This window comes from Streptomyces sp. 150FB (genome assembly GCF_000818195.1).
In the GTDB taxonomy this organism is placed as follows: Bacteria; Actinomycetota; Actinomycetes; order Streptomycetales; family Streptomycetaceae; genus Streptomyces.
This window is the reverse complement of sequence record NZ_JTHL01000001.1, coordinates 5,060,068-5,075,346: the sequence shown is the minus strand read 5'-3', so window position 1 is coordinate 5,075,346 and position 15,279 is coordinate 5,060,068. Positions and strand designations below refer to the sequence as shown.

The 15,279-nt window shown below is 71.5% G+C and carries 18 protein-coding genes; 7 read left to right on the top strand and 11 right to left on the bottom strand.

All coding sequences use genetic code 11. The features are described from left to right. Positions 1–253, bottom strand: a 253-nt coding sequence (locus tag QR77_RS47485) for a TetR/AcrR family transcriptional regulator (protein ID WP_173476330.1), incomplete at its 3' end; no start/stop codon positions are given. Between the two features lie 165 nt (positions 254–418). Between QR77_RS47485 and abc-f the strand changes: the two genes are divergently transcribed. Genes abc-f through QR77_RS21685 form a run of 5 tightly spaced genes read left to right on the top strand, consistent with a single transcriptional unit; the run spans position 419 to position 5,393 of the window. After that, positions 419–2,080, top strand: coding sequence for a ribosomal protection-like ABC-F family protein (gene abc-f, locus QR77_RS21705; protein WP_040023727.1), 1,662 nt, complete (start codon positions 419–421; stop codon positions 2,078–2,080). Then, a complete protein-coding gene (locus QR77_RS21700; protein WP_236710758.1) occupies positions 2,077–3,033 on the top strand; it encodes a virginiamycin B lyase in 957 nt (318 codons plus the stop codon). The genes abc-f and QR77_RS21700 overlap by 4 nt, the downstream gene beginning before the upstream one ends. 10 nt (positions 3,034–3,043) lie before the next feature. Beyond that, positions 3,044–3,877 carry a class I SAM-dependent methyltransferase gene (locus QR77_RS21695; RefSeq protein ID WP_078876985.1) on the top strand — a complete coding sequence of 278 codons (834 nt, stop codon included), beginning with the start codon at positions 3,044–3,046 and terminating at the stop codon, positions 3,875–3,877. Positions 3,878–3,893: 16 nt separating this feature from the next. Continuing rightward, positions 3,894–4,823, top strand: coding sequence for a serine/threonine dehydratase (locus QR77_RS21690; protein ID WP_040023725.1), 930 nt, complete (start codon positions 3,894–3,896; stop codon positions 4,821–4,823). Positions 4,824–4,871: 48 nt separating this feature from the next. Next, a complete protein-coding gene (locus QR77_RS21685; RefSeq protein WP_040023724.1) occupies positions 4,872–5,393 on the top strand; it encodes an ATP-binding protein in 522 nt (173 codons plus the stop codon). On the opposite strand, the gene QR77_RS21680 is transcribed toward QR77_RS21685, so the two are convergent. The 4 genes from QR77_RS21680 to QR77_RS21665 form a co-directional block, all read right to left on the bottom strand. Beyond that, on the bottom strand, positions 5,387–6,019 hold the full coding sequence (locus QR77_RS21680; RefSeq protein WP_040023723.1) for a TetR family transcriptional regulator: 633 nt from the start codon (positions 6,017–6,019) through the stop codon (positions 5,387–5,389). The genes QR77_RS21685 and QR77_RS21680 overlap by 7 nt on opposite strands. An 83-nt stretch (positions 6,020–6,102) precedes the next feature. Then, on the bottom strand, positions 6,103–7,344 hold the full coding sequence (locus tag QR77_RS21675) for a GNAT family N-acetyltransferase (RefSeq protein WP_040023721.1): 1,242 nt from the start codon (positions 7,342–7,344) through the stop codon (positions 6,103–6,105). Between the two features lie 135 nt (positions 7,345–7,479). Next, positions 7,480–8,466: an asparaginase gene (locus tag QR77_RS21670; RefSeq protein ID WP_040023720.1), complete on the bottom strand. Its 987-nt coding sequence runs from the start codon at positions 8,464–8,466 to the stop codon at positions 7,480–7,482. A gap of 61 nt (positions 8,467–8,527) precedes the next feature. Continuing rightward, positions 8,528–9,244, bottom strand: coding sequence for an ABC transporter substrate-binding protein (locus tag QR77_RS21665; RefSeq protein WP_173476329.1), 717 nt, complete (start codon positions 9,242–9,244; stop codon positions 8,528–8,530). Positions 9,245–9,364: 120 nt separating this feature from the next. On the opposite strand from QR77_RS21665, the gene dtd reads away from it, so the two are divergent. Next, positions 9,365–9,802, top strand: coding sequence for a D-aminoacyl-tRNA deacylase (gene dtd / locus QR77_RS21660; protein ID WP_040023719.1), 438 nt, complete (start codon positions 9,365–9,367; stop codon positions 9,800–9,802). A 19-nt stretch (positions 9,803–9,821) separates the two neighbouring features. On the opposite strand, the gene QR77_RS21655 is transcribed toward dtd, so the two are convergent. From QR77_RS21655 to QR77_RS21625, 6 genes are all read right to left on the bottom strand, one after another. Then, a complete protein-coding gene (locus QR77_RS21655; protein ID WP_040023718.1) occupies positions 9,822–10,802 on the bottom strand; it encodes a glycine cleavage T C-terminal barrel domain-containing protein in 981 nt (326 codons plus the stop codon). Between the two features lie 33 nt (positions 10,803–10,835). Further along, complete coding sequence (locus QR77_RS21650; protein ID WP_040023717.1) at positions 10,836–11,270, bottom strand: Fur family transcriptional regulator; 435 nt, start codon at positions 11,268–11,270, stop codon at positions 10,836–10,838. A 91-nt stretch (positions 11,271–11,361) separates the two neighbouring features. Continuing rightward, positions 11,362–11,934, bottom strand: a complete 573-nt coding sequence (locus QR77_RS21645) for an FABP family protein (RefSeq protein WP_040023716.1) — start codon at positions 11,932–11,934, stop codon at positions 11,362–11,364. Between the two features lie 250 nt (positions 11,935–12,184). Beyond that, entirely contained in the window at positions 12,185–13,057 is an 873-nt protein-coding gene (locus QR77_RS21635) for a hypothetical protein (protein ID WP_040023714.1), read from the bottom strand. Then, positions 13,054–13,851: a hypothetical protein gene (locus QR77_RS21630; protein ID WP_040023713.1), complete on the bottom strand. Its 798-nt coding sequence runs from the start codon at positions 13,849–13,851 to the stop codon at positions 13,054–13,056. The genes QR77_RS21635 and QR77_RS21630 overlap by 4 nt, the downstream gene beginning before the upstream one ends. After that, the gene (locus QR77_RS21625; protein WP_040023712.1) at positions 13,848–14,654 is read right to left on the bottom strand and encodes a hypothetical protein; all 807 of its coding nucleotides are present in this window, start codon (positions 14,652–14,654) and stop codon (positions 13,848–13,850) included. The genes QR77_RS21630 and QR77_RS21625 overlap by 4 nt, the downstream gene beginning before the upstream one ends. A gap of 102 nt (positions 14,655–14,756) precedes the next feature. Between QR77_RS21625 and QR77_RS21620 the strand changes: the two genes are divergently transcribed. Then, positions 14,757–15,125: a DsrE family protein gene (locus QR77_RS21620; protein ID WP_040023711.1), complete on the top strand. Its 369-nt coding sequence runs from the start codon at positions 14,757–14,759 to the stop codon at positions 15,123–15,125. Positions 15,126–15,279 lie beyond the last annotated feature (154 nt).

Here is a 15,279-nt window from a genome sequence, read left to right as displayed (position 1 = left end):
CGACGTCGTGCCAGCGCCGGTAGACCGTGGTGCGGTGCACGCCGGCGCGGGCGGCGACGGCGTCGACGGTGAGGCCGTCGTAGCCGTACGCCAGGAGGTGCGCGCGCACCGCGTCGAGCACCCGGGTACGGATACGGGCGCCACGGCCGCCGGGGCGCCGCGCGGGCGGCGAGGCGGGCCTGGACGGTGAGGCGGGGTCAGACGGCGGCGCGGAGGGCTCAGACGGCCCGGCCGGCCCGGAGGGCTCGTTCACGCCGGATATCCGGTTGCTCGCGCGGTGGGCATCATGGGAACATCTTAATGCAACAGCCGTCGCACTAGTGGAGTCAGTGGAGTCAGTCGATGGTCTTCCGCAGCGGTTCCCCGGTCCGGCGCCCCCCGAAGGGCGCACCGTTCCCGCACGCTTCGGAGCATCCGCATGCCCTCTCCCACCCGCACCGGCTCGCACACCCAGCTCACAGCCCTCGCCGTCACCAAGTCGTACAACGGCCGGATCGTTCTCGACGGAGTGACCTGCTCACTCACCACCGGTGAACGCACCGGCATCATCGGCGAGAACGGATCGGGCAAGACGACTCTGCTGCGGCTGCTCGCCGGCCGCGAACAGCCCGACCAGGGAGAGATCGTCCGCCGCGCCGACGGCGGCATCGGCTACCTCGCCCAGGACGAGGCGCTGCCACCGCGACTGACCGTCCAGGAGATCATCGACCGGGCGCTGAGCGAACTGCGCGCCGTCGAAAGGCAGTTGCGCCGCCTCGAAGCCGCGATGTCCGACGGCGACGAGTCAGGCCTTGCCGAGTACGGCGACCTGCTGACCGTCTTCGAACTCCGCGGCGGGTACGACGCCGACGCCCGCGTCGAACGCGCGCTGCACGGCCTCGGTCTGGCGCGACTGCGCCGTGACCGGACCGTCGGGACGCTCTCCGGGGGCGAGCAGGTGCGGCTGCGCCTGGCGTCGCTCCTCTCCGCGAGCCCCGAGGTCCTGCTGCTGGACGAGCCGACCAACCACCTCGACGACAACGCGCTGACCTGGCTCGAAGACCACCTGCGCGGCCGGCGCGGCACCACGGTCGCCGTCTCCCACGACCGGGTGTTCCTCGAACGCACCGCCACCGGCCTGCTGGAGGTGGACGCCGACCGCCGGTCCGTCGTCCGGTACGGCAACGGTTACGCGGGCTATCTCGCCGAGAAGGCGGCGGCCCGGCGGCGCTGGGTCCAGGCGTACGAGGGGTGGCGCGCCGATCTCGACCGGCTCCGCGAGGCAGCCGCGACCACCGCGCGCCAAGTGGCGCCCGGGCGGCCGATGAAGGACGGCAACAAGATGGCGTACGACCGGGCGGGCGGCCGGGTGCAGCAGTCGCTCGCGAGCCGGGTCCGAAACGCCGAGGAACGACTGCACCGGCTGCTCGCCGACCCCGTCCCTCCCCCGCCGGAGCCGCTGCGCTTCGCCCCGTCCCTGCGCACCGGCGCCGACCGCGCGCACGGCACGGTCCTCGAAGCGGCCGGCGTCGCCGTCACCGGGCGCCTCGGCCGTACGGATCTCAGCCTGGCGGCGGGCGGCCGCCTGCTGATCACCGGGCCCAACGGGGCCGGGAAAAGCACCCTGTTGAAGGTGCTCGCCGGTGAACTCACGCCTGACGGCGGGCACCTCACCCGCGGCGGCCGGATCGGTCACCTCCCGCAGGAACCCGCCGTCGGCCCGCCGGGCCGGACGCTGCTGGACGCCTTCGCGTACGGCCGCCCCGGCTCGCCCGCCGAGCATGTCGAACGGCTCACCGCCCTCGGCCTCTTCGCGCCCGACCGGTTCGACGTCCGGGTCGGGAGCCTGTCGACGGGGCAGCGGCAGCGTCTCACGCTGGCGCGGCTGCTCGACGAACCGGCCGACGTCCTGCTGCTGGACGAGCCGACCAACCACCTGTCGCTCGCCCTGGTCGAGGAGTTGGAGACCGCACTCGCGCACTACGACGGCGCGCTGGTCGTCGTCAGCCACGACCGCCGGCTGCGTGAGCGGTGGGCCGGCGCGCGCCTCTCCGTATCGACGGCCCCCAACAACCCTTCCCGGCAAGGGAGTTCCCGATGACCACCAGTGCTCTCACCTCGGTCGTCCGCCTGCCGGAAGGAGCCGCCGGACCGTACGGCATCACCAAGGGCCCCGACGACGCCCTGTGGTTCACGCTGGTCCACTCGGGTCAGCTCGGCCGCCTGGCGCCGGACGGCCAACTCGCCCTGCACTCCCTCGACTCCGCCACCTGCGGTCCGACCGTCATCACACCGGGCCCCGACGGCGCGCTGTGGTTCACCCGCTTCCAGGACCACCGCATCGGACGGATCAGCACCTCGGGCCTGGCGACCTCGTACCCCGTACCCACCCCGGACAGCGGACCGTACGGGATCGCCGCCGGCTCCGACGGCGCCCTCTGGTTCACCGAGATACAGGCCGACCGGATCGGCCGCATCAGCGCGGAAGGCCAGGTGACCGAATTCCCGCTGCCCACCACCGGCGCGTATCCCTCGGCCATCGCCAACGGCCCTGACAACGCTATGTGGTTCACCCTGAACCAGGCCAACGCCATCGGCAGGATCACCCTCGACGGCGATGTCACGCTCCACCCGCTGCCCACCGGGCCCGCCGGGCCCGCCGCGCCGGTCGGCATCGTGTGCGGCGGCAACGGAGCGCTGTGGTTCACCGAGATCGGCGCGGGTGCGATCGGCCGTATCGACACGGACGGCCGGATCGACGAATTCCCGCTCCCCGACCCCTCTTCCCGGCCGCACGCGATCGTCGCGGACGCGGCCGGTGTCTGCTGGTTCACGGAGTGGGGAACGAACCGTATCGGGTCCCTCACACCAGGGGGTCGCATCGAGGAGTACGAACTGCCGACGCCCGGCTCGGAACCGCACGGACTCACCTTCGGACCCGACGACTCCCTTTATGTGGCACTGGAGATCGGGGAGATCGTCCGGCTCGACTTCGGCGGCGGCCGGCGTCCCGTCGGCAATAAATCGGTGTCCCCGCCGGAAAGCCCGGGCTAGCCTCCGGCGCATGCCCGCCCCTTCGCTGTTCCCTCCGCAGTTCCCCGACTCCGCCGCCTCCGCCGCGTACGTGGACGTGGTCTCCTCGGCCCCGCCGTCCCCGTACACCTGGCTCCACTTCAACTCGCCGCTCTCACCGGCGAGAGCGGCCGGAATGGTCGACCGGCTCGCCAGGAGCCGGCCGTCCACCGTGCTCGATCTCGGCTGTGGCTGGGGGGAATTGCTGCTCCAGTTGCTGGTCGCCGCGCCTGGCGCTGTCGGTGTCGGCGTGGACACCGACACCGGGCTTCTGGCGAGGGGCCGCGGCAACGCCGAGGCCCGGGGGCTGGCCGACCGGGTGGAGTTCGTGGCGTCGCCCGTCGCCGACTTCGTCCGTACGGCGGGCACGGCCGGCGACCTCACACTCTGCGTCGGATCGAGCCATGTGTTCTCCGATGCCGCGCCGCCGGCCCACACCGTTGAATCGCTGCGCGCCCTGCGGGAGATGGCGGGAACCGGCGGCCGCGTGCTCTTCGGCGAGGGTTTCTGGCAGCGGCCGCCCACGGCCGGCGAGCTGGCCGGGATGTGGCCGGACACCTCGTCGGACGAGTTCACGGACCTCGCCGGACTCGTCGCTCTCGCCGCCGGGGCCGGCTTCCGGCCGCTGTGGATCGAGACGGCGAGCATGGACGAGTGGGAACACTTCGAGTCGGCGTACCTCCTCTCCAGGGAGGAGTGGCTCGCGGCCCACGGCGACCACGCCGAGGCGGACACCGTACGCGCCGCGCTCGACACCCACCGGTCGCACTGGCTGGCCTACCGGGGCATCCTCGGCTTCGCCTACCTCACCCTTCTCGCGTGCTGAAGGCCAAGATGGACGCATGAACACGGAAACCCTCACCGCGTCGGCCGTCGCCCTGGCCGCCGGAAGAATCAGCCCGTACGCCCGCCGTACGCCCCTCATCGAGGTGGAGTCGGGCGGCAGGCGCGTCCTCCTGAAGCTCGAACACATGCAGCTCGGCGGCTCGTTCAAGCTGCGCGGCGCGCTCAACGCCCTGCTCTCCGGCCCGTTGGACGAGCATGTCGTCACCGCCTCCGGGGGCAACCACGGCCTCGCTGTCGCAACGGCCGCCGCGCTGCTGGGCGTTGAGGCGACGGTGTACGTCCCCGAGAGCGCGCCCACGTCGAAGGCGCGGCGCATCGAGGCGGCGGGCGCCCGCCTCGTACGGTACGGAGCGAGCTTCGCCGAGGCAGCGGCGGCGGCCTCGGACGCCGCTTCCCGGCCGGGCCTGCGCTTCCTGCACGCGTACGACGACCCGGCCGTGGTCGCCGGTCAGGGCACGGTGGCTGCGGAGATCGTGGCCGACGCGCCCCACGTCGACACGCTCGTGGTCGCGGTCGGCGGCGGCGGACTGGCGGCCGGTACGACCCTGGCGGGCGGCGGGCGCCAGGTCGTGGCCGTGGAACCGGAGCACTGCCGCTGCCTGCACGACGCGCTCGCCGCCGGAAAGCCGGTGGACTCGGCGATCGACTCCGTGGCCGCTTCGGCGACGGGAGCGAGCCGGGTGGGCGAGGTGCCGTGGGCGATCCTGTCGGCGGCCGCCGCCCGCCCGGACGAACTGGTCTCCGTACTGGTCGACGACGAGCAGATCCTACGGGCGCGCGACCGGCTCTGGGAGGAGTGCCGCATCGCCGTGGAACCCGCGGCGGCGGCGCCGTTCGCCGCGTGGCTGGCGGGACGTGTACCGGGCGACGCACCATGCCTGGTGGTCTGCGGCGCGAACGCGGACTGGACACCGGCAAGCCCGTAGCCGGGTAGCCCGTAGCCCGTAGCCCGTTGGCTGGCTGCGCTCCGGCGGATGATCATCTGGCTGAACGGAGCCTTCGGCGCCGGCAAGACCACCACGACCGAGGAACTCACCGCGCTCCTACCGGAGTCGAGAGCCTTCGCCGCCGAACAGGTCGGCTACATGCTGAGGCACGTCCTGCACACCGTGCCGGTCCGGGACTTCCAGGAGTGGCCGCCCTGGCGCGCGCTGGTGGTGGAGACGGCGTCGCGGATCCTCGGCTTCGTCGGCGGCACACTCGTCGTGCCGCAGACAGTGCTCGTGCGGCGGTACTGGCGGGAGATCGACACCGGCCTGTGGGAAAGGGGCATCCCGGTGCACCACTTCGTCCTGCACACCGACCGCGACACCCTCACCACCCGTATTCACACCGACACCAAGCCCGAGAGCCGCGCGGCCGTCGGCCGGCGCCTCGGAAAGCTCTCCGCCTACGAGGACGCGCTGCCGTGGCTGCGCCAGGAGGCCGCGATCATCGACACGACCGAGATCACACCCGCGCAGGCGGCCCACCAGATCGCCGAACGGACTCAGTAGTCGGAGAGCCCGCCGCGCAGCCGCCCGAACGCCGACTCGGCGGCGGCGACCGCCTCCGGATGGAGCTGCGCGGCGCGCTCACCGGCCGCGATCCGCCGTACGTTCTCCAGCGCGAGCACCCGCTGTACGACGACGATCTGCCCCGCAGCGAGGCGCGCGGCGAGCCCGCCCCCGAGCGCCGTGGCGAGCGCGTCCTCGGAGCGCGCCTGGTAGCTGTACATCCCGGCGGCGAGACTCGGCGTGCCGTACAGCATCCGCAGGTACGCGCGCACACCCTCGTCATCGTTGAGCCCGGTCACGGGGTCGCGGCTCTCCAGCCCCGCCAGAAAGCGCCGCAGGAGCGCGTCGAGCGGCCTGACCCCCTCGGCGCGCCCCGCCAGCACCACCCGCGCCGGCTCGTCCTCATGGTCGGCGAAGCGGTGCAGCACGAGGTCTTCCTTGGTGGGGAAGTACCGGAAGAGGGTCGGCTTGGAGATCTCGACGGCGGCCGCGATCTCGGCGACGGACACCTGGTCGAAGCCCCTGGCCAGGAAGAGCGCGATGGCGGCATCGGAGATCGCCTGATGCCGCCGCTGCTTCTGCCGCTCCCGCAACCCGGCCCCGGGCCGCCGCTCCTGCTCACTCATGACTCCGAAGCGTACGCAAACCCACCGCCGCCCCCACACACCGCCGCGACGGCCCCGCTCCTCGGCGAACAGCGCCTGGGGTGTCAGAAGATGTCCGGGATCCAAGGGCGCCTCGGGGTGCGGAACATGGACTCCGTGCGGGACACCGCTCCCGGGGTGTTCTCCGTCAGGGTGCCCAGGGCCGCCAGTCGCACCGCAGAGGCGTCGCCCAGGTAGAGCGCGCCCAACTCCTTTACGTCCAGGGTGACATCGGGCGAGTCCGTGGTCGGGGTGCAGGACGCTTCCGTGTCGGAGGCCTCCAGGCGGAAGCGGCCGCCCGTCAGGCCCGACGGGTCGTGGACGTCCAGGACCAGGGTGCCGGGGGTGGTGTACGTACGGGCTTCCAGCGCGCGCGGCACGTCCAGGACCCGTACCCACATGTAGTCGGCCTGCGTCACGATGCGGGCGGCGCGCGGGTCGGGGAGCAGGTTCGGGAGCAGGTCGTCGGGGGCGCGGTAGCCGGTCCTGACCGTGGTGATCCAGTCGATGGAGCAGAGGAAGTGCCACAGGGCGCGCTGCGCTGCCGGGTTCAGGGCGGTCAGCCAGTCGACGGTGAGGGTGTTCAGCGGCTGTTTGACGTCGCCCCAGTTCGTGTCGGCGCTGTAGGCCGCCATGCCCTCGATCTCGCCGGCCGGCGAGCGGTACGCGGCGAAGAACCGCTCCGTCTTGGGAGTACCGGAGTGCTTCGCTCCGGTCTCCATCCGCCACCAGCGCTCGTTACGGTCGGTCGCGCCCGGCTGGGTCACCCGGAAGCGGTCGTGGAACTCGCCGCCGATCTTGGGTACGTCGGCGATGTCCAGCAGTTCGATGCTGCCGCCGTCCTCCGGGCCGGACCAGCGCGGGTCGAGGCCGGCGCGGGGTACGTCGATGCTCCACTCGGCCAGCGAGGCGGCGGGCCCGAAGCCGTACCGCCCGTAGATCGGGTACTCGGCCGCGATCAGGGTGGCGAGCGCGTCCCCGCGCTCCTTCGCCGCCCCCAGATCGGCGGCCATCATCCGGCTGAGCAGGCCGCGCCTGCGGTGGGTCGGCGACACGGTCACGCTGGTGACCGCGTCCACGGTCCGCGTCGCGCCGCCGACCAGCGTCAGCTCCTGGTCGAAGGACCGGAAGGTCGCCACGCACCGTCCCCGGTCGAACGCGCCCAGGACGCGGGTCAGATCCACGTACGACCGGGCACCCGACACCACCTCCTCCGGAGATACGGGCGACCGGAGGAACCCGGTGTTCAGGGCTCGGTGCCAGTCGGGGAACTCGGAATCGGTGACGGGACGGACCTCAAGACTCATGCCCTCCACGCTAAGCCGCGCCCCCGCGGAGCCGCACCCGGGTTTCCCCGCACCCGGGTTTCCCACCAGCCTCGGAGCCCGCCCGCGAGCCCGAGCCCGCCCGCGACCCCGAGCCCGACCCCGCACACCCCCCGGTCAGAACACCGCCCGTACCCCGCCCACCTCGACACCGCCGCCACTCAGCGGCGACCGCCCGATCCGCCGCAGCACGTCGCCCTCGACGCCCAGCAGGTCCAGCGCACGCGCCAGCACAGGGCCCACCGCCCGCGCCCCGCCGTCGTCGATCTTGAACGCCAGCGCCCGCCCGTCCGCCAGCGCGACCGCCTGCACCGCCTCGGCGCCCGTCTTGGAGAGCGCGCCCGGCACCTCACGCATCAGCCAGGTGTCGTGCCTGCGGGTGCCGGCCACGTACTCCGGGTGGGCGCGCATCGCGTCCGCCACCCGCCGCTCGTCCGAGCCCTCCGCCGCCAGCACGAAGTGCCGGAAGGCACGCGCGAGACCGGTGAGGCTGATGGCCATCAGCGGGGCGCCGCAGCCGTCCGTACCGACGGCCGCGACCCGCTCGCCCGCCGACTCCTCCACCACCATGCGCACCAGCTTCTGGTAGGGGTGCGCCGGGTCCAGATAGCTCTCCTTGGGCCAGCCGTTGAGCACGCAGGCCGCCAGCATCGCCGTGTGCTTGCCCGAGCAGTTCATCGCGACGCGGTCCCGTACCCGACCCGATGTGAGATACGCCTCAGCCTCCACCGGGTCGACCGGCAGATCGGGCGGGGTCTGGAGGTCGTCGGCGGTCAGCCCGTGCTCGGCGAGCATCGTACGGACGAGGTCGAGGTGGAAGGGCTCGCCCGAGTGGCTCGCCGCCGCCAGCGCCAGCCGTTCCCCCGACAGATCGAGCCCGGCCCGCAGCACCGCGGCGGCCTGCATCGGCTTGTTGCTGGAGCGGGGAAAGACGGGGATGCCCGGCTCGCCGAGCTCCAACTCGACCTGTCCTTCGGGGCCGAGGAGCACCAGCGACCCTCGGTGGCGGCCCTCGACGAAACCGGACCGTACGTCCTCGGCGAGGACGGGCGGGACGGACGGCACGGTGGACGCGGGCGTGAACGGGGACGTGGACGGGATCATCGTCGGCCTTCCAGATGCAGCAGGACCCTCGACGACCCTCCCTCGCGGGCTTCGTGAGCCGCTACGTGAGCAGGTCGTCCACTTGGGCTTCCCCGTCACGGTACCTGCGGGCGATTTCCGCGCTGCAATCGTCCGCGGTCCGCTGGAGCTTGTGGCGCCGGCGCGAGATCTGCTGCTCATGGCGCACCAGCCGCGCCATGGCCGTGTGCAGTTCGTCGTCCGTACGGGCCAGCAGATCCGACAGCTCCACCTCGGCGAGTGTCTCGGCGGCCAGCCGGCGGTACTCCTCGCTGCGCGGCGTCGTCAGCGTCACATGGCGGGCGGACGAGCGGTGCCGCGAAGGCGCGTCGGCGAGGATCTCGGAGAGCCGGTCGACGACGGGCGTCTCCGGCGCGGTACGGCGGGCCAACTCCGCCCGCAGGATGTCGATCCGCCCCTGGAGCAGCCGCCGCAGATAGCTCAGGTCGGCCTCGTCGCGCTGCGAGTCGCGGCTCAGCAGGCGCAGTTCGGGCAGGCACAGGACCGTCACGTCGTACGGTCTGGGGGCGGGCAGCGCGGGGTCGACACCGGTCCGCTGCACGGGCGGGCGCATCCCCTGAGCCTTCGGGACACCGCCCGGGACCCGGCCCGCCGCACGGCCCGGAACGCCGGGAGTGCCACCGGGAGTGCCACCAGGAGTTCCGCCGGCGGTATTGCCCGCACCGGTGACGCCCGTACCGCTGGTGGTACGGGTCGTCGGTACGGGACCGGGCCGCGGCCCGGCGCCAGAAGTGTTCATCACGCGTACTCCCCATCCCTCGACCGGCACGCGAACGCACCGCCTCCCTGCATCGTGCCACTCATGCACCTGCACGTGCGGGCACTCTGCACCCGTTCGGCCCCCGGTAGATTGGCCGCCATGCGTGCAGTGGTGCAGAGAGTGGACGGCGCGCGCGTCGACGTCGTCACGGAGTCAGGGACCGAAACGGTCGGCGAGATCGCCGGCGAAGGACTGTGTGTGCTGGTGGGAGTGGCCCACGAGGACACGAAGGAGAAGGCGGCGCTGCTCGCCAACAAGCTCTGGACGATGCGGATCCTGGAGGGCGAGAAGTCCTGTTCGGATACGAATGGGCCGCTCCTGGTGATTTCGCAGTTCACCCTCTACGGGGACGCGCGCAAGGGCCGCCGGCCCACCTGGAACGCCGCGGCGCCGGGAGCGGTGGCCGAGCCGTTGGTCGACGAGGTGGTGGCGCGGCTGCGCGCGCTGGGGGCCAAGGTGGAGACGGGCCGGTTCGGAGCGGACATGCGCGTCTCGCTCACGAATCACGGCCCGTTCACGCTCCAGCTCGAAATCTGAGACCCGGATCTCAGAAGTCTCAGGCCTCGACGACCGCTTCCTGCGCCGCCGCCGTGTCCCCCGCCATCAGCTCGGCGTCCACCGGCACATTGCGCTTGACCAGGGCCAGCGCGATCGGCCCCAGCTCGTGGTGGCGGGCCGACGACGTGATGAAGCCGAGCTGGCGCCCCTCCTCGCCGTCCGCCGCCAGCCGTACGGGCGTCCCGTGCCCGGGCAGCAGCACCTCGCTGCCGTCCAGGTGCAGGAATACGAGCCTGCGCGGCGGCTTCCCCAGGTTGTGGACGCGCGCCACGGTCTCCTGGCCCCGGTAGCAGCCCTTCTCCAGGTGCACGGCGCTCCCGATCCAGCCCAGCTCGTGCGGGATGGTCCGGTGGTCGGTCTCGAAGCCGAGGCGCGGCCGGTGGCCCTCGATGCGCAGCGCCTCGTACGCGAGCAGTCCCACGAGCGGGCCGTGCGCGCCCGCGTACGTCTCCAGCTCGGCGCGCGGCAGGAAGACGTCCCTGCCGTACGGGGTCTCCCGTACGGCCGACCCCTCCGGCACCTCGGCGATCGATCCGGCCGGGAGGTGTACGAGGGCGAAGTCGTCCGTACGGTCCGCCACCTCGACCCGGTAGTAGAACTTCATCGACTCCAGGTAGGCGACCAGCGCCTCCGCGGTGCCGGGCTCGACATGCATCCAGGTCGTCGCGCCGTCGTCCACGAGGTAGAGCGCGTGCTCGATGTGGCCGTTCGCCGACAGGATCAGCGCTTCCGTCGCCTGTCCGGCGGGAAGCTCGCTGACGTGCTGGGTGAGCAGCAGGTGCAGCCAGGTCAGCCGGTCGTCGCCGGTGACGGTGACCACGCCGTGGTGCGAGAGGTCCACCAGGCCCTTGCCGTCGGCGAGCGCGCGCTGTTCGGGGAACAGACCGCCGTAGTGCGCCGCGACACCTTCGTCCGGTCCCTCGGCGGCTACGGCTCCTGGCAGGGAAAGCAAAGGGCTGTTCGCTGAATCTCGCTGCATACCGGCAAGCGTACGACTCGCTCCCGCACGCTCCTACTCACCGTTCGCGGCGCGGGCCGAGCAGCTCTCGCAGCGGCCGAAAATGGCGAAGTGCTTCATGTCCGTCGTGAAGCCGTAGGTCTCGCGCAGCTTGGCGGTGAAGTCGGCGGCGACGTCGATGTCCGCCTCTATGACGTTCGTACAGTCCCGGCACACCATGTGGATGTGATGGTGGCGGTCGGCGAGGTGGTACGTCGGCGCACCGTGCCCGAGGTGGGCGTGCGAGACGAGGTCCAGCTCCTCCAGCAGCTCCAGGGTCCGGTAGACGGTGGAGATGTTGACCCCGGAGGCGGTCTTGCGCACCTCGGAGAGAATGTCGTCGGGCGTCGCGTGTTCGAGGCAGTCGACCGCTTCGAGCACAAGCTGGCGCTGGGGCGTCAGCCGGTAGCCGCGCTGCCGCAGATCGGTCTTCCAGTCGATGCTCACCACGCCCCCAGTGTAGGCAGGATCACGCGCGGGGCGGACCGTGCGTGTAACAGATGAGGCGGAGCGGACTCCGGGCGCCCACGTGCGGGGGCGCCTACTTGAAGAAGGCGATGCCGTCGTCCGGGAGGTCGCCGAGGTCCTTGGCCCAGGCCGCGACCTGGTCGGGGGAGACGACCTTCTTCAGATGCGCCGACATGTACGGCCGCAGCGGAACCTCGGGGGTGGACTTCTCGCCCACCCACATCAGGTCGCTGTTCACATAGCCGTAGAGCCGCTTGCCACCGCTGTACGGCCCGGAGGCAGCCGTACGGGCCACCGCGTCGGTGACCAGGTCGATCTGCGGCTTCTGGGCGCCAAGATCGCCGTACCAGATCTCGACGACGCCCTGGTCACGGACCATGACGACCTCGACCTTGCGGTCCTTGTCGATGCGCCAGAAGCCGGACTCGGACTCGATCGGCTTGACCTTCTGGCCCTCGGCGTCGAGCGACCAGGTGTGCGAGACGTACTCGAGGAAGTCCCGGCCGTCGTGGCTGAAGGTCACTTCCTGGCCGAAGTTGGCCTTCTCGTCACCGGGGAAGTCGAAGACGCCGACCCCTTCCCAGTTGCCGAGGAGGAAGGCGAGGGGGACAAGGTCCGGATGCAGGTCGGACGGGATCTCGATCATGAGTACGGCTCAGGCGATCTGTAGTGGCGGCGGGCGGTGACGAGCGGCGGAGGCGGCCGGTGGTGGTCAGCGCTGGCCCTGGTAGAGCTTCTTCACCACCAGGGCGGCGAAGGCGAGGACGCCGACGCAGACCAGGACGAGCAGGGAAGTGTAGACGTCCTCAAGCACGGGGTGCTCCTCGGATGAGCGGTGGGGCGGGCAGGGCCGGGTCCCAGCCTAATGGGTGGGCGCCCGGCCCTCTTCCCGAGGTTCAGCCGAGGAGCTGGGTCTGCAGAATCATCGTCTGGTGGAAGGGCACGGCGGCGGCTCCGCCCTTCTTCTCGTTGACGACGAGCGCGAGGGTGTCACCGGCCCGTATGTACCCCTGGCGGACCTGCGTGGCACCGTACGGCTTCGGTTCGGTGTACGCGGCGGTACGGGTGCCCCGCACCTGTGTGGTCTTGCTCCACTGCTCGTCCAGCACGGCCTCGGGCGCGGCCGCGAGGGGGACTCCGGCGCTGATGACGTAGCCGATGCCGTCCTGCACGAACTCCGCCGTGAACGCGACCGACTCGAACTGGAGCAGGTACACACGTGAGACGGTGCCGTCCGGCATGGTCCAGCCGCGAGCGGCCACGTGCCGTACGCCGTCGTGACGCAGCGCCTCCTTGAGGCGGGGGCGCTGTTCAACCGCGTAGGCGGACACGTATTGGTCGACGCTCACCCACCCTCCCGCCAGCTTCTTGTCGGCGGTGGCTCCGGCCGGGGCGGGCAGCAGCAGCTCGCGCAGGTCCGCGTGATGGGTCTCGGCCTTGTTGGCATAGCTGAACGGGCGCGGGGATCCGGCGGGCAGCGCGGGGAGGGAGAGCTCGGGATAGTCCCAGCGGCCGTCGTCGGCGGTCGCGAGGCCCGGTACGTCCGTACGGTCCAGGCGAGCGATGCCGAAGGCGGTGCCGGTGCCGAGGACACCGCAGACAAGTACGGCGGCCGTCCAGCGCGCGACGGCGCGCAGCGCACCGCGGGGAGGCCGGGGAGGCGCAGGCAGCGGCGGTGCTTGCGACAGCAGCGGGGGGAGAACGGCGGGCGCGGGCGCGAGCTCGGGCCGCGGCGCCGCTTCGGGCTCCGGGGTGAGTTGCTCGGTCATATGGACTTCCCCGGGGATGCGATGTGGTCGAGCTGGTCGCCGACCAGTTCGGCGACGTCGGAGGACCTGAACGGCTTGACCCCACTGGCGCTGACGTTGAGGGTCAGGTCGCCCTTGTACGCCGCGCAGTTCATGGCGTCGAGCTCGACCTTCGTGTCCTTCGGCGCCAGCTCGCAGGTGACGTGGGTGTGGCCGTCGACCGTGGGCCCCTTCCGTCCGCCCACATAGGGGTGTGAGGCCGCCTCGTACCACTGACGGGCCACCTCGGGGCCCGCCAGCCGGCCGACGGCCACGTCAACCACGAGGTCGTCGCTGAGCGCGAGGTACACCCGCTCGGCGACGCCCTTGACGCCCCACTTGTCGATCTCCTTGTCCACCGACCGGCGCGCTTCGCCGGAGAGCCCGTTCGCCATCGACCTCAGGAGCGCGTCCGCCTGCGCCTCGTTGATGAGACTGTCGTTGCCGAACTCCGCCGAGTCGGGACCGAGCCGGAAGCCGGCGGGGACCGGCAGCAGTTGGCGGCTGAGGTCGTTGTCCGTACGACCCTGTTCCGCGTTCTCCGCCGGGTCCCTGCTGACCTTGTGCCGCGTGTCCTTCCACACCGTCGTGGGGGCGGTCCTGTCGGCCGCGTCGACGGTGACCTTGACGTATCCGATCCCGCCGCCGAGCGCTCCGAGGACGAGCAGGGTGGGTAGTGCCACACCGAGGAACCGGCGGCGGCGCACGGCGGTGGGGACGGAGGCGGGTGCCTGCTGTTGCTGCTGTGCCTGCTGGGTGTCCATGTCGTCGTTCACAGCCGCTCCAACTGTCTCTCGGCCAGCGTCCTGATGTACTTCTCGCTGATCGGCTCGGTGTCGAAGACGTTGATGTCCATCACCACGCCGCCGCGCTGCGCGAGCGCGCGGGCCCGGTAGAACGGCAGAGAACCCGGCTGCGGGTACAGCCAGAAGGAGTCGGTGTCACTGTCTCCGATCGGCTTGCCCCCGCTGCCCGTTCCGCCGTCGGAGACGGGCGCGGTGACAAAGCTCATCTGGTCCGTGAGGAAGTCGAGGCCGCCGTTGCTGTCTCCGGCCCGGAACTGGAGAAGATCAATGCTCGACTGACGGTTACCGTCCGAGTCCCAGGACCGGGAGGCGATCCTGCGCAGCTCTTTGTCCGCCAGGAACTCGAACATCATGTCCGGACTCCCCGCACCGGCGGCGTAGGTGGTCAGCGACGACCAACCGTCCACGATCCAGGGCGCCTTGGAGTAGCGAGCGCCTGCCGGCTTGCTCAGCAGCAGCTTGCGCAGATCGCCGTCCGTCTTGACGAGGCCGGTCCCGTCGGACGACAGGGCGTCCGCTGCCTTCCCCGGCGGCAGCGGCTTCGCCGGGTACGCCAGGTCCGGCTGGGACAGGGCGGCCAACGGGGTCGGCGGGCGGTCGGCCTGGACCGCGTATCCGGTGGCCGTTCCGCCGACGATGCCGAACACCGCGGCGACCGCGATGATCAGCGCCGTACGCCCGCGTCTTCGGCGCGGGAGCGGGGCGACCGGCGCGAAGGCCGGCCGGGGTGGCTCCGGGGGGCCTGCCGGCTCCGGAGCTGGGAAATTTTCCAAGGGGACCTCACAAGGCCTGAAGCGCGCGTTCCATTACACGCGCACACTCCTGACCTGCGAGGGGAGAAGGGGGTTGTAGCTCAGCGCATTACAGTTCGATATATGAATCCGGCGAAGAAACTCGTGATCAAAGTGACCGCTGGGGCCGATGCGCCCGAGCGCTGTTCCCAGGCCTTCACGGTGGCGGCCGTGGCCGTCGCCAGCGGGGTCGAGGTCTCGCTGTGGCTGACGGGGGAATCCGCGTGGTTCGCGCTGCCCGGCAGGGCCGCCGAGTTCGAACTGCCGCACTCGGCACCGCTGCCGGATCTCATGGAATCGATCCTGGCCGGGGGCGGAATCACACTCTGCACGCAGTGCGCGGCGCGGCGGGACATCGCGCAGAAGGATGTGCTCGACGGGGTACGGATCGCGGGCGCGCAGGTCTTCGTCAGCGAGATCATGGCCGACGGCGTGCAGGCGCTCGTCTACTGACCGGCCGGCTAACCGGCTGATGCACCAACTGACTGTGGGACGCGAGGACTTGGAGCCCCATCAGCCGAGTGCCCGGCGGATCGTTACGCGGCGGCGCAGGACGTGACGGCGGCAGCCGTCGCCGTGGCCGAGGTGGCGGCAGCGGCGGCGCTCG

What these genes read in the sequence shown, in the direction of transcription:
- QR77_RS21690 (WP_040023725.1), top strand. Translation starts at nt 3,894, where the DNA reads ATGAACACGGAAACCCTCACCGCGTCGGCCGTCGCCCTGGCCGCCGGA.
- QR77_RS21700 (WP_236710758.1), top strand. Translation starts at nt 2,077, where the DNA reads ATGACCACCAGTGCTCTCACCTCGGTCGTCCGCCTGCCGGAAGGAGCC.
- QR77_RS21685 (WP_040023724.1), top strand. Translation starts at nt 4,872, where the DNA reads ATGATCATCTGGCTGAACGGAGCCTTCGGCGCCGGCAAGACCACCACG.
- QR77_RS21695 (WP_078876985.1), top strand. Translation starts at nt 3,044, where the DNA reads ATGCCCGCCCCTTCGCTGTTCCCTCCGCAGTTCCCCGACTCCGCCGCC.
- QR77_RS21670 (WP_040023720.1), bottom strand. Translation starts at nt 8,466, where the DNA reads ATGATCCCGTCCACGTCCCCGTTCACGCCCGCGTCCACCGTGCCGTCC.
- QR77_RS21645 (WP_040023716.1), bottom strand. Translation starts at nt 11,934, where the DNA reads ATGATCGAGATCCCGTCCGACCTGCATCCGGACCTTGTCCCCCTCGCC.
- QR77_RS21680 (WP_040023723.1), bottom strand. Translation starts at nt 6,019, where the DNA reads ATGAGTGAGCAGGAGCGGCGGCCCGGGGCCGGGTTGCGGGAGCGGCAG.
- abc-f (WP_040023727.1), top strand. Translation starts at nt 419, where the DNA reads ATGCCCTCTCCCACCCGCACCGGCTCGCACACCCAGCTCACAGCCCTC.
- QR77_RS21655 (WP_040023718.1), bottom strand. Translation starts at nt 10,802, where the DNA reads ATGCAGCGAGATTCAGCGAACAGCCCTTTGCTTTCCCTGCCAGGAGCC.
- dtd (WP_040023719.1), top strand. Translation starts at nt 9,365, where the DNA reads ATGCGTGCAGTGGTGCAGAGAGTGGACGGCGCGCGCGTCGACGTCGTC.
- QR77_RS21620 (WP_040023711.1), top strand. Translation starts at nt 14,757, where the DNA reads ATGAATCCGGCGAAGAAACTCGTGATCAAAGTGACCGCTGGGGCCGAT.
- QR77_RS21665 (WP_173476329.1), bottom strand. Translation starts at nt 9,244, where the DNA reads ATGAACACTTCTGGCGCCGGGCCGCGGCCCGGTCCCGTACCGACGACC.
- QR77_RS21635 (WP_040023714.1), bottom strand. Translation starts at nt 13,057, where the DNA reads ATGACCGAGCAACTCACCCCGGAGCCCGAAGCGGCGCCGCGGCCCGAG.
- QR77_RS21675 (WP_040023721.1), bottom strand. Translation starts at nt 7,344, where the DNA reads ATGAGTCTTGAGGTCCGTCCCGTCACCGATTCCGAGTTCCCCGACTGG.